The sequence below is a fragment of the Flavobacterium sp. WC2509 genome (assembly GCF_052683105.1).
The window spans coordinates 2,774,316-2,787,387 of the sequence record NZ_JBQZFG010000001.1; the positions used below are offsets into that span (position 1 = coordinate 2,774,316).

13 protein-coding genes are annotated in these 13,072 nt (G+C 32.3%); 9 read left to right on the forward strand and 4 right to left on the reverse strand.

From position 1 onward, the window contains the following. Positions 1-23: 23 nt before the first annotated feature. The gene (locus ACUN3A_RS11515; protein WP_445551433.1) at positions 24-563 is read left to right on the forward strand and encodes a DUF420 domain-containing protein; all 540 of its coding nucleotides are present in this window, start codon (positions 24-26) and stop codon (positions 561-563) included. After that, positions 556-819, forward strand: coding sequence for a hypothetical protein (locus tag ACUN3A_RS11520; protein WP_445551434.1), 264 nt, complete (start codon positions 556-558; stop codon positions 817-819). The genes ACUN3A_RS11515 and ACUN3A_RS11520 overlap by 8 nt, the downstream gene beginning before the upstream one ends. Before the next feature lie 111 nt (positions 820-930). Here the strand turns inward: ACUN3A_RS11520 and ACUN3A_RS11525 are convergent, their stop codons facing one another. Beyond that, positions 931-2,346, reverse strand: coding sequence for a DUF4403 family protein (locus tag ACUN3A_RS11525; RefSeq protein ID WP_445551435.1), 1,416 nt, complete (start codon positions 2,344-2,346; stop codon positions 931-933). Between the two features lie 169 nt (positions 2,347-2,515). Between ACUN3A_RS11525 and ACUN3A_RS11530 the strand changes: the two genes are divergently transcribed. The 7 genes from ACUN3A_RS11530 (at position 2,516) to tsaB (ending at position 10,494) form a co-directional block, all read left to right on the forward strand. After that, complete coding sequence (locus ACUN3A_RS11530) at positions 2,516-3,217, forward strand: ABC transporter ATP-binding protein (protein ID WP_445551436.1); 702 nt, start codon at positions 2,516-2,518, stop codon at positions 3,215-3,217. Beyond that, positions 3,210-4,454: an ABC transporter permease gene (locus ACUN3A_RS11535; protein ID WP_445551437.1), complete on the forward strand. Its 1,245-nt coding sequence runs from the start codon at positions 3,210-3,212 to the stop codon at positions 4,452-4,454. Before ACUN3A_RS11530 ends, ACUN3A_RS11535 begins: the two co-directional genes overlap by 8 nt. Positions 4,455-4,456: 2 nt before the next feature. After that, entirely contained in the window at positions 4,457-5,722 is a 1,266-nt protein-coding gene (locus ACUN3A_RS11540) for an ABC transporter permease (protein ID WP_445551438.1), read from the forward strand. Between the two features lie 43 nt (positions 5,723-5,765). Then, entirely contained in the window at positions 5,766-6,881 is a 1,116-nt protein-coding gene (locus ACUN3A_RS11545) for an efflux RND transporter periplasmic adaptor subunit (RefSeq protein ID WP_445551439.1), read from the forward strand. An 85-nt stretch (positions 6,882-6,966) separates the two neighbouring features. Next, complete coding sequence (locus ACUN3A_RS11550; protein ID WP_445551440.1) at positions 6,967-8,352, forward strand: TolC family protein; 1,386 nt, start codon at positions 6,967-6,969, stop codon at positions 8,350-8,352. A gap of 6 nt (positions 8,353-8,358) precedes the next feature. Continuing rightward, the gene (locus tag ACUN3A_RS11555) at positions 8,359-9,654 is read left to right on the forward strand and encodes an efflux RND transporter periplasmic adaptor subunit (RefSeq protein ID WP_445551441.1); all 1,296 of its coding nucleotides are present in this window, start codon (positions 8,359-8,361) and stop codon (positions 9,652-9,654) included. A gap of 165 nt (positions 9,655-9,819) precedes the next feature. After that, complete coding sequence (tsaB, locus tag ACUN3A_RS11560; RefSeq protein WP_445551442.1) at positions 9,820-10,494, forward strand: tRNA (adenosine(37)-N6)-threonylcarbamoyltransferase complex dimerization subunit type 1 TsaB; 675 nt, start codon at positions 9,820-9,822, stop codon at positions 10,492-10,494. Here tsaB and ACUN3A_RS11565 read toward each other — a convergent pair. The 3 genes from ACUN3A_RS11565 to ACUN3A_RS11575 all read right to left on the reverse strand — a co-directional run bounded on the left by ACUN3A_RS11565 (position 10,491) and on the right by ACUN3A_RS11575 (position 12,993). Next, the gene (locus ACUN3A_RS11565; RefSeq protein WP_445551443.1) at positions 10,491-11,354 is read right to left on the reverse strand and encodes a mechanosensitive ion channel family protein; all 864 of its coding nucleotides are present in this window, start codon (positions 11,352-11,354) and stop codon (positions 10,491-10,493) included. The two genes, tsaB and ACUN3A_RS11565, sit on opposite strands and share 4 nt — an antisense overlap. Positions 11,355-11,469: 115 nt before the next feature. After that, the gene (locus ACUN3A_RS11570; protein WP_445551444.1) at positions 11,470-11,901 is read right to left on the reverse strand and encodes a YtxH domain-containing protein; all 432 of its coding nucleotides are present in this window, start codon (positions 11,899-11,901) and stop codon (positions 11,470-11,472) included. 198 nt (positions 11,902-12,099) lie between these two features. After that, positions 12,100-12,993, reverse strand: coding sequence for a NifU family protein (locus ACUN3A_RS11575; protein ID WP_445551445.1), 894 nt, complete (start codon positions 12,991-12,993; stop codon positions 12,100-12,102). Positions 12,994-13,072 lie beyond the last annotated feature (79 nt).

Genomic DNA, 13,072 nt, shown 5'->3' on the forward strand with positions numbered 1-13,072 from the left:
ATAAAAAAGTAGATTAATAGATAATGGAAAATAATACCATAGAACAAAAATATAATAAATGGATTGTGTTGTTGTCAATCGCAATTCCTGTTGTAGTAGCTATTCTTTTTTTAGTGAAATTAAAGGATTTTGGGATTGATGTGGCTCCATTAACGTTTTTGCCTCCTATTTATGCAACGGTAAATGGAATAACAGCTATATTGTTGGTTTTGGGAGTTATTGCAATTAAAAATGGAAATAGCAAACGTCATGAGTTGTTAATGAAAACAGCTATTGGATGTTCTGTTGCTTTTTTAGCCATGTATGTAGCGTATCACATGACTGCTGAATCTACTAAATATGGCGGTGAAGGAGCGCTGAAATATGTGTATTTCTTTATTTTAATTACACATATCATTTTGTCAATCGCAATTATCCCATTGGTTTTGATAACGTATGTTCGTGCATTAGCAAGTAAATTTGATAAACATAAAAAAATTGCGAAAATTACTTTTCCAATTTGGTTATATGTTGCTGTAACTGGTGTAATTGTGTATTTAATGATTTCGCCTTATTATGTTTAGTTTAGAAAATACAAAAAGCAAAATACAAAAAGGAAGAATTAGATCAAGAGTGTATTTCTACATTCTATGTTCTTTATTCTTTTCTGTTTCTTCTTTTGCGCAATGCGCTATGTGTCGTGCTGCTTTAGGTGGAGATGAAAATAAAGTCAAAGCAGAGGCGATAAATGATGGTATCGTTTATTTAATGGTCATTCCGTATATTCTTGTTGCTTTAATTGGTATTTACATTTATAGGATGAAAAAGAAGAAATCCTAAATAATAATAGCAAAAATCAATTTCAATATCAATTTCAAATTGGAATTAAAAAAAAATCAGTTTCTGAAAATATTTTCAGAAACTGATTTTTTTTTATAATCACTGATAACTCTACTTCAGTCCATCAATAGATACGTTGATGATTCCATTCACTTTAATAAAAGCAATAATAGCTTGATTAGTCAATTCTATTTTTTGAAACTGAATATCGTCCATTTTTCCATTAATGAAAACTCCAGGCATAGGGGAATAATTTTTTAAGTAAGCTGCCATGCTTTGTTTGGCTTCATCCAGATTTTGTTTGATAGAATAACGACAACTTTCTTCCATTTTTCTCAAAATAACTCCTTGGGCTAACCAGTTTGCAGTTCTCATTAATCTACTTTTGGTATCCAAGATATAATCTAATTTATCAAAATAGATTTCTTTGGTTGTATCATTATATTGAGGAATGCCATTTAAATAGACAGTTCCATTTACTGTTCCTAAAAGATCCAAAGCGATAACAATCTTGCCATTTTTGTGCCAAATAGCAACATTTTGAACTTTTACTTTTTTGCTTCCTGACCCAAATTCTTGTCCAACGAAATTTGTAGTCATTACTCTCGAGGCTTCTTGATAAGTAGAAACGGCAGCGATATTAGCAGCAATTTGTTCCGGGATTTTATCTACTGCTTTTAGTACGATTTTGTTTTTTTCGAATTTTGATTCTGGTTTTTTACCAATTAATGTTTCCATATTGCATTTCATCCCCATGTTGAGCAAAAAGGAGTCATTTTTAAGTTTGGCATTTGTAGAATATACTTCTAATGGAACAATTCTAAGCCAGCTTTTATACTCTTGACTCATTTCAAAAGGGGTGCTTATTTTAGAAATGGCATCTAAAACATTTGGTTTAAAATCCATTGATTCTTCAATTGCTGTGTCAATGCTTTTTTCTATCTGTGATTTAAAAAGACTGATGGCAGGATTGATAAGGTAGGTCACTGGCATATTTTTTCCAAAAACGGTCATTGTTGGACTTTCAGTCCAATCTAGGGATTTTAGGTTTGTTTTAGAGTTAAGTTTCCAATTGTTTAAACTCACACTACTTAATAATGTGATTACCCCGTTTAGATTAAATTCCTGATTTTTGTATAACTCAACACCCATGGTTTTGGTTCCAATTCGGTATTTTACCCAAACTTTTAATGGTAAAACAGTTTTTATTTTTTCGCCTTCTTTTGCATTGTCATTAACGATAGTTATTGGAGCTTGCTTCCAGATTTTAATTTCAATATTATCATCTTCAATCTTATTGTCTTCATAAATCAAGCCGTTTAATAAAGTATTGGTTTGGTTTTCAATGTCTTTTAATTTAACACTAACGGGTAAATTGATAAAGGATGGGATGCTTTGATATGTTAATGGCACAGCATCGTCTGGTTCTGGTTTTAAGGCTTCAATTTTTTGTGAAGTAGAAGAACAGCTTATCGTTAATGATAGAATTGAGGTGAAAATAACTAGATATAAAAAAGATTTTAGCATTTGTTACATTTTTTTGTCAGCAAATGTAATCAAACAAATATATTTTTAAATGTAGGTGTAACATTTTTGACAGAAATATGTCTTATGTAATAAATTGATTCAGTTAAATATTTCTTTTCTTATTGATTTTTTTTGGAAGATTATTAGTGTTGTTTAAAAATATAGAATTATGATTGAAATTAAAGACTTACATAAATCATACAAAATGGGGCATACCGAATTGCATGTCCTAAAAGGAATTAATTTCAGTATTAAAGAGGGTGAATTGGTTGCAATTATGGGTTCATCTGGTTCTGGAAAATCTACGTTGTTGAATATTCTTGGAATACTCGATGAGGCCGACTCAGGACTTTATACTTTAGATAATGTGCCTATCAAAAAATTAAACGAAACCATTGCTTCTAAATACCGAAATCAATTTCTTGGTTTTGTTTTTCAATCTTTCAACTTAATAAATTATAAAAGTGCATTGGATAATGTGGCTCTTCCGTTGTATTATCAAGGGATGAAAAGGAAAGAACGCAATGAGATAGCTATGAAATATTTAGAGAAAGTAGGTTTAGCTTCGCATTCGCATCATTTACCAAACGAACTTTCGGGAGGACAAAAACAACGTGTTGCAATTGCCAGAGCTTTGGCTTCAAATCCAAAAGTCTTATTGGCAGATGAACCAACTGGAGCTTTGGATACATTAACTTCTTATGAAGTAATGGAGTTGATTCAAGGAATTAATGATGAAGGAAAAACCATTTTGATTGTTACTCACGAACCAGATATTGCAGCAATGTGCAAAAGGAATGTGGTGTTAAAGGACGGATTAATCATTGATGATAAAATGGTAGAACAAGTAAGAGCATCTTCTTATGTTTAATATAGAACGGTGGGAGGAAATATTTGAGGCTATTGCCAAGAATAAACTGAGAACTTTCCTGACGGGAATCTCGGTGGCTTCGGGTATCTTTATTTTGGTGATTTTGTTAGGTGTTGGAAAAGGGTTGCAAAACGGAATCGAAAAACAATTTGAACAAGATGCCGCTGGTGTAATTGAGGTTTGGTCTGGTGCAACAACTAAGGCTTACAAAGGGTTAAATCCGGGAAGGCAAATACAATTTAGAAATAGTGATTATGATGCTTCAGTTCAAAAATTTGGAGAGCAATTCGATAAAAACAGCTCAATATATACTGCTAGAGGAATAAGTGTAGTTTATGGTAAGGAATCTGGGAATTACCAATACCGTGGTGTTTATCCTGATGGTTTGGCAATTGAAAACGTATCTGTTGTTGAGGGAAGGTATATTACTCCAAATGATCTAATTCACCATGAAAAAGTGGCTGTCATTGGTCAAAAAATTAATTTAGATTTATTCAAAGGGAAAAACCCTATTGGAGAACAAATCACAGTGAATAATATCAATTTTAAAGTAGTTGGTATTTTTACAGATCCAGGTGGAGAGCGAGAAGAAAGCAGGGTGTTCGTGCCTTTGACTACTGCACAACAGGTTTTTGGGTTAGGGGATAAAGTTAGTTATATGGCTTATACTCTAAAAAAGAAGGTTAGTTATGAAGAAGCTTTAGCAGAGGCGATGAAATTCACTACAGATTTGAAGATACTATTAAAAGGCAAAAACGGAATTGCTCCTGATGATGAAAGTGCTATTGGAATGAATAATACTGTAGTCGATGCGAAGAAATTTTATGATTTGAATCTTTATATCCGTTTGTTTTTTTGGTGGGTCGGAATATGTACCATTATTGCAGGAGTTGTTGGGGTGAGTAATATAATGATGATTATTGTAAAGGAAAGAACTAAAGAGATTGGTATTCGGAAAGCGCTTGGAGCTTCGCCAGTTTCAATTATTATAATGATTTTGCACGAGTCTATTTTTATTACGACTATTTCTGGGTTCATGGGATTGTTAACAGGGTTAGCTCTTTTAGAGTTAATAGGACCTCATGCGCAAAGTGATTATTTTGTAAATCCACAAGTAGATTTTACTGTAGCCGTATCAACCTTAATTGTTTTGGTAGTTGCCGGTGCTTTGGCAGGATTTGTTCCTGCTTATAGAGCAGCCAAAATTAGACCGATTGTAGCACTTAGAGACGAATAATTATGTTTGATAGAGAAAATTGGAATGAAATTCTAGAGGCTTTAACTGCCAATACCTTTCGAACGCTACTTACCGCTTTTGGTGTGTTTTGGGGTATCTTTATTTTGGTGATTTTATTAGCAGCTTCAAATGGTCTTGAAAATGGTGTGAAAAAAGGATTTGATGGTATTGCTACCAATACCATGTTTATGTGGACTCAAAAAACATCAAAAGCTTATAAAGGATTACCTAAAATTCGAAGTTATAATTTTAAAAATAATGATGTTGAAGCTTTAAAACAAAAATTTCCTGATTTATTATATGTTTCTCCTCGTAATCAATTAGGTGATTTTGATGGAATTAGTAATGTTGTTAGAGGGACAAAAACGGGAGCTTATACGATTTATGGGGATTATCCAGAATTGATTAAGCAAGAGCAGATGGATATCATCAAAGGACGTTTTGTAAATCAACAAGATATTCTTTTGAGACGTAAAGTAGGTGTTATTGGGCAAGGCGTCATTAATGAATTGTATGTGAAAGCCGAAGAGGTAATTGGTACATATATCAAAGTTAATGGAGTCAACTTTTTGGTGGTTGGAGTTTACAAATCCAAAGGAAACAATAATGGTGATGCTGAAGCAGCTCAAAAAAATATATTTGTTCCCTTTACTACCTTTCAGCAAGTTTTTAATTATGGAGATACTGTAGGCTGGATGACGCTTACCGCAAATGATAATGCATCAATTACCCAACTGAAGCCTGAAATTCTTGCTTTCATGCGTGAAAGACATATTATTAACCCTGATGATGAGAGAGCGGTGGGTAATTTTGATTTATTTGCTGAGTTTCAAAAAGTGCAGGATTTGTTTATGATTTTAAAGTTTATAGCCTATTTTGTTGGGACTTTAGTATTATTATCGGGTATTATTGGAATTTCAAATATCATGCTTATTGTCGTAAAAGAACGTACTAAAGAAATAGGAATTAGAAGAGCATTAGGAGCAACTCCGGGTGCTATTCGATCCCAGATATTATTAGAAGCAATCTTTCTTACAATAATTTCGGGAATGTTTGGTATTGCTGTAGCGACTGGTTTAATCGCTATTTTGAATTTAGTTTTGTCATCAATGCCAACAGATGGGATGATGTTTGCGAATCCAAGTGTAGATTTAGTGGTCGTTTTTATTGCTTTGTTAATATTAGTTGGTTCGGGATTATTGGCCGGATTAATCCCCGCACAAACAGCAATAAATGTAAAACCTATTGATGCTTTAAGAACAGAATAATAAAATCAATCAAAATAATAATAATCGAATAAAAATTTATAAAATGAAAAAAGGAGTAACCATAACCATATTGATTTTAATTGCAATAGTTTTTTTCGGGGCACTATATTATTTATATGCCAAAAATCAGGAATCTCCTATCGTTTTTGAAACCGATAAAGTCGAAGTGAAATCCATCGTAAAAAGCACGCTTGCCACAGGAAATATCGTTCCAGATGAAGAAGTTTTAATCAAACCAAATATTTCTGGAATTATTGAATCGGTATATATCAAAGCTGGAGAGTCTGTAAAAGCTGGCGATATGATTGCAAAAATTAAAGTAGTTGCCAATGTTTCTAATTTGAGTAGTTCTCAAAATCAAGTAAAAACGGCCCGAATTGCATTAGATAATCAAGAGAAATTATATCAAAGACAAAAAACTTTATTTGATAAAGGGGTGATTTCTGCGAATGATTTTGATGCAGCGCAATTAGCTTATAATCAAGCGAAACAAAATTATAGCGCTTCTGTTCAAGGATTTGATATCGTAAAGACAGGAACGAGTTCGGGATTAGGAAATTATGCGAATACATTGATTCGTTCTACTGTAAACGGAATGGTACTTGATGTTCCGGTAAAAGTAGGTAATCAGGTAATTGAGAGTAATAATTTTAATGAAGGAACAACTATTGCGAGTGTAGCAGACGTTGGAAGAATGATATTTGTTGGTAAGGTAGACGAATCTGAAGTAGGAAAAATAAAATTAAATATGCCAATTGAAATTACTGTTGGAGCTATCGAAAATAAAAAATTCACTGCTATCTTGACTGATATCGCTCCTAAAGGTAAAACTGAAAATGGTGCTATTCAATTTGAAATTAAAGCGACGCTAACCAATAGGGATAATACATTTATTAGAGCAGGATTAAGCGCTAATGCTTCTATCATTTTAGAAAAAGCTGATAACGTACAAGCGATAAAAGAAGCGTTAGTACAATTTGATAAAAAAACACTAAAGCCATACGTTGAAATTCAATTAAATGGTCAAAACTTCCAAAGGAAAGATATTGTACTTGGCGTAAGTGATGGGATTTATGTTCAAGTAAAAAGTGGCATTAAAGCTTCTGATAAAATTAAAGTTTGGAATCAAGGTTTAAAAAAGGAAGATGAGAAAAAATAATTCGAACGTATAAAAGAGTTTTGCTGGTTTTAAAAAATGTTAAATTTGTGTAGTATCTTTTTTACTATGCTTTCATTCAAAATATATGAAAATAAATAAGTGTAATAGTCTTGTTTTTGCCGTGCTGTTTGGGTTTGGTTTGTCGACTCAGGCGCAATCAAAACAATGGACATTAGAAGAGTCTGTGCGTTATGCATTAGACAATAATATAACAATAAAACTCTCTGAGTTAGATGTTAAAAATGCTGCAATTGATAAAAAAGGAGCACTAGGCAGTTATTTGCCATCTGTAAGTGGAAATGCTTCGCACTCTTGGAATATAGGACTGAACGTTAACCCAGTCACCAATATTGCTTCAACTCAAACAACACAGTATTCTTCGTTAGGAATTAATGCAGGTGTTGATATTTATAAAGGTTTGCAGAATCAAAATGCCTATAGAAAAGCAGAATTATCTATTATTGCATCAAAGTATCAATTGTTGAAAATGCAAGAAGATATTTCGCTAAATGTTGCTAATGCTTTTCTTCAAATTCTAGCTTACAAAGAAGATTTAAAAGTAAAAAACGAACAATTAACGATTGATGAAAAACGGCTTAAACGTTCTGAAGAATTGGTGAAAGCAGGATCAATACCAAAAGGTGATTTGTTTGATTTAAAAGCTACTTTGGCAACAGATAAACAAAATATTGCTATCTCGGAGAATAATTTATTGATTTCGAAATTGAGTTTAGCACAGCTTTTACAATTAAAAGAGTTTACAGATTTTGATGTAATTGATGATACCAATGCAAAGGACGAATATAACATCATGGCTGTATCACCAACTGAAATTTATAATAAGGCCAAAGAAATTAGAACTGAATTAAAGTTAGCTCAGACTAATCTTGAAATAGCCGAAAAAAATGTGTCAATTGCAAAAGGTGCTTACCAGCCTACATTAAGAGGTTTTTATCAATTTGGGACTAGTGCAAGTTACAGTGACCGATTAGTTGGAACTGATGGTAACGGAAATCCGGTTTTTTCAGGGCCACATTCTGTTTTGGATCAGTTTAGTGATAATAAAGGACATAACTTTGGTTTTCAATTGAATGTTCCAATTTTTAACGGATTTTCAGTTAGAAATAATGTGGAGCGTAATAAATTAAGTTTAGAGAAGTCTAAAATAGATTTAGAGCAAAAAAGTTTAGATTTACAACGCAACATTTACACGGCATTTACTGATGCGAAAGGAGCTTTAAATACTTATGATGCCGCAACAGTGACTTTAGAAGCAAGGCAACAAGCTTATAATTTTGCTAAAGAAAAGTATGATGTTGGTTTGATGAATTCTTTTGATTTTACACAAGCACAGACTTTGCTAACAAATGCACAATCTGATGTTATTAGAACAAAATACAGTTACATGTTCCGAATTAAAATACTTGAATTCTACTTTGGAATTCCAATTGTCCCAATTACCACAAAATAGTTAATTATGTCAAAAAAAACAATTTATATCATATTAGGAGTAGCAGTAGTTGTCATTGGATTGCTGATAGGACTATCTAAAGCCGGAATTATAGGGAATAAAGATAAAGGCAAAGAAGTCGAAATCACCAATGCTGAAGTGGGTACAATTGTAGAAACCGTTTCGGCTACAGGTAAAATTCAACCCGAAATTGAAGTAAAAATAGCTTCGATGGTTTCTGGTGAAATTATAGATTTACCTATTAAAGAAGGGCAGGTAGTAAAAAAAGGAGATTTATTGGTAAAAATAAATCCTGATTTGTATACTTCTGGATTAAATAGAAGTGTGGCTAATTTATCGGGTTCGAAAGCAGGTTTAAGCCAATCTGATGCATCATATACTGAGGCTAAGGCAAATTATGAAAGAAATAAGACTTTGTTTGAAAAAGGAATTATCTCTAAATCCGATTGGGACAAGGCAGTTTCTTCTTTTGAAGTAGCAAAAGCGAACAAAAAGTCTGCTTATTATAATGTTCAAAGTGCTTCAGCATCGGTAAATGAAGCTAAAGATAATTTGGGCAGAACTGTTATTTATGCTCCTGCAGATGGTACAATATCGGTGTTGAATGTAGAACTTGGTGAAAGAGTTTTGGGAACGCAACAAATGGCTGGTACTGAAATTTTAAGGGTAGCCAACTTAAACAATATGGAAGTCGAAGTTGATGTTAACGAAAATGACATTGTAAAAATAAAAGTAGGTGATTTGGCGAATGTAGAAGTAGATGCTTATTTGAAAAAACAATTCAAAGGAGTTGTGACTAGTATTTCTAATTCTGCAAGTTCTACTTTAACTGCTGATCAAGTGACTAATTTTAAAGTTAAAGTTCGAATTTTGAAAGAGTCGTATAAGGATTTGGTAGTTGGAAAACCCGTTTCATATTCTCCTTTTCGCCCTGGAATGACGGCTACAGTTGATATTATTACAACTACAAAAGCGAATGTGGTTCAAGTGCCAATTAGTGCTGTTGTGGTTAAATCAGATACAACAGCAGTTAAGCCTTCTCAAATGGGAGGTCCAGATGAGGATGAGAAAAAGGTAGCTCCTAAAAGTGATAAAAAACTAGAATGTATTTTTGTGAAAGTTGGAGATAAAGCTAAGATCAGAATTATAAAAACGGGAATTCAAGATGACACAAATATCGAAGTTGTAACTGGACTAAAAAAGGGAGAAGTAATAATTACAGGACCTTATACAACGGTTTCTAAAGATTTGAATTCTGGGGATAAAGTGTTTGTTCCAAAGGAAGAAGATAAGAAAAAGTAACTTAGATTTAATTTTAAATAAAAACTCGAAGCACGTATAGATTTTTCTAGACGTGCTTTTTTTATAAGGAATTTTGAAAATTCGGTGTAAATTTGCAACCATATCCATGAATTTGATGTTTTCGATCTTTAAATCTAAAATCAGCAATCTAAAATCTAAAATAAAGTGTCCTACATTCTCAATATTGAAACTGCTACCAAAAATTGTTCTATTGCTTTGGCAAAAGAAGGAAAAACTATATTGTGTAAAGAAATTGCTGAAGAAGGCTATTCGCATGCAGAGCGTTTACATGTTTTTATTGAAGAAATTATCAATGAAGCTGGAATTCAATTGAAAGATTTAATAGCTGTTGCCGTGAGTCAGGGACCAGGTTCTTACACTGGCTTGCGAATAGGAGTTTCTGCGGCCAAAGGTTTGTGTTATGCTTTAAATATACCATTAATTGCAGTCGATACTTTGCAAACACTAGCTTCAAAAGTTTCGATTACTGATGGGTTAATTGTACCAATGATTGATGCCCGAAGAATGGAAGTGTACAGTGCTGTTTTTTCTGCTGATTTAGAAAAACAACGAGAAGTTTTAGCAGAAATTATTGAGGAAAACTCTTTTGAAAATTTTACTGAGAAACTCTATTTTATTGGAGATTGTAACGAGAAATGTAAAATGGTTTTAACCAAAGAGAATTTTATCTTTTTGGATGAAATTAAGTACCCTTCTGCCAATGAAATGAGTGCTTTGAGTTTTGATAAATACAAAATAAGCGACACTGTAGATGTCGCTTATTTTGAACCGTATTATTTGAAAGACTTTTTAATTACTACTCCTAAAAAAAGTAGTTAGCCTTTATTTATTACTGTATTATATTGTTGTGAAGGAGTATTACTGTTGGATAGCTCCGTAACATACGGCTGAAAAGCAATGCCAGCATTGTCAAAAGCTAATTTGCAGTCTTCCAAAGTTGCTGCTACTACACCACTAAAATCTTCGTTTTTTGCCCAAGGTCTTACTGCTAATTGGATAGAACTGTCCGTTAAATTTTTAACCGATACTTCAGCAGCAGGCGAAGTCAATATTTTTGGGTTTTCAGCCAAAGCTTTAGTTATAATATCTTTTGCTTTTTTAAGGTCGGTTCCGTATGATATTGAAATTGTCAAATCGGCTCTACGAGATCCCTGCATAGAATAATTAATTATCGTTCCATTTGATAAAGTACCATTCGGAATAAAAATAGTTTGATTATTTCCAGTGATTAATTTGGTTACAAAAATTTGTATTTCCAAAACTGTAGCCTGTATTCCTTGCGCTTCGATCGTGTCTCCAACTTTAAAAGGTTTGAAGAGAATAATAAGCATTCCTCCAGCAAAATTAGATAGTGAACCTTGTAATGATAAACCAACAGCAAGTCCCATTGCTCCTAGAATGGCTACAAATGAAGAGGTTCCAATTCCTAATTTATCGATAAAAGTAACAAATAATAATACTCTTAAAACCCAAAGTAAAATATCGGCGAGAAACTTGCTAAGAGTTGGGTCTAAGTTTCTTTTAACCATTATTTTTCGAATAAGCCTGTTGATTATTCGAATGGCATATAGACCAATAAATAGAATAATTAAAGCAGAAATGACTTTAGGAGAATATTCTAAAATAGTTGTAATTAATGAATTTGCGTATCGTTCTACGTAATTTGGATCTAAAATCATATTTTTAATTCATAAAAAACCTTCTCGATGGAGAAGGTTTTGAGTTGAATTGCAAAAATAGTAATTTAATATTTTTAAGAAAGTCTATTTAGTGTGTTGTTCTGTTAAAAGAAGTTTAAATTTTCTTTGGTTCTACATCATCTTCGTCTGAGTCTGCTTTCTCTTTTAGATTGTTTATGGCTTCAGATCCTTTTGCTTTAGCATCATTTAATAGTTCTTCTGCTTTTTCTATGTATGGGGTTGTTGTTTCTTTGATCTTGTCAACAGTTTCGTCTATAAAGATTTCTGCTTTTTCAATATGAGGAGATGCCGTTTCTTTAATTTTGTCAACAGTTTCGTCTATAAAGGTTTCTGCTTTTTCGATATGAGGAGATGCTGTTTCTTTAATTTTGTCAACAGTTTCGTCTACAAATGCTTCTGCCTTTTCTATATAAGGCTGAGTGCTTACTTTAGTTTCTTCGATAGTGGTTTCAGCTTTTTCTATTAATTCATTTGTTGTTTCTTTGGCTGAGCCAAATAGAGTCTTGAAAAATGATGATAATCCCATGGCTTTCAATTTTTTGATTAGAATACCAAATGTAAGATTTTTTTATTTAAAATACTGAAAATCAGTTACTATTCATAGAGTGTTTGTTTGTGTTTCGGATGATTTAGAACTTTGAAGGCACAAAAAAACGCTTCCATTATTGGAAACGTTTTTTAAAATTTGATTTTTTATTAAAAAAACAGATTGCTGTGCTACTAATTAAACAGCTTCAACTTTAATTCCTTCGTCATTCAACATGCTTTTTAACATGTTTTCGATACCACTTTTTAAAGTAAAAGTTGATGAAGGACAACCATTACAAGCTCCTTGCATAATTACCTTTACCGTTTTAGAAGATTCATCATAAGAGTCAAAAAGAATATTTCCCCCATCTGCAGCAACAGCTGGTTTTACATATTCTTCTAAAATGTTGATGATTTTTTGAGAAGTTTCATCAAGAGAGTCGAAAGATTCGTCTTTAGCTTTTTCGTCTTTAACAATTGTTTGAATTAAATTTTCGTCAAGAACAGTTCCTCCGTTTTCAATAAATTGTTTGATAAAAGTTCTTAATTCTAATGTAATGTCTTGCCATTCATTAATGTCATATTTGGTAACTGAAATATAATTTTCGTCAATAAATATTTCTTTAACATACGGGAATTTAAATAATTCGGTTGCCAATGGAGATGCAGCGCTTTGATCTATATTTTTAAATTCAACAGCATTTTTTGTAATCATTTTGTTTACTACAAATTTAAGAGCTGCTGGATTTGGAGTAGACTCACCATAAACAGTAATTGCTTGTTTTTTTGGTTTGTTTTCATTCGCAATAATTATAACTCCACCTTTCTCAACATACGCCTCGATTTGTTCTGCAACAGCTTCTTTTACATCGTCCCATTCTACAATGCTAAATCTTTCAACAGCAATAAAATTTCCAGAGATATACACCGTTTTTACAAATGGTAAATAGAAAAGTTGTTGGGCTAATGGAGATGCTTTTGCTTCATCAATGTTTTTAAATTCATAGCTTTCATTTTGTGTGATGAAATCTGGAAATTCAAATTTTATAATGGTCGGGTTTTGTGTTTCTTTTATAGATATTTTAGTCATGATTCGTCGATTTTTTGCAAATTTACTAAAGTTATTTTCTACGATTAACTATATTTGATTTTTTAATGAATAAATTAAC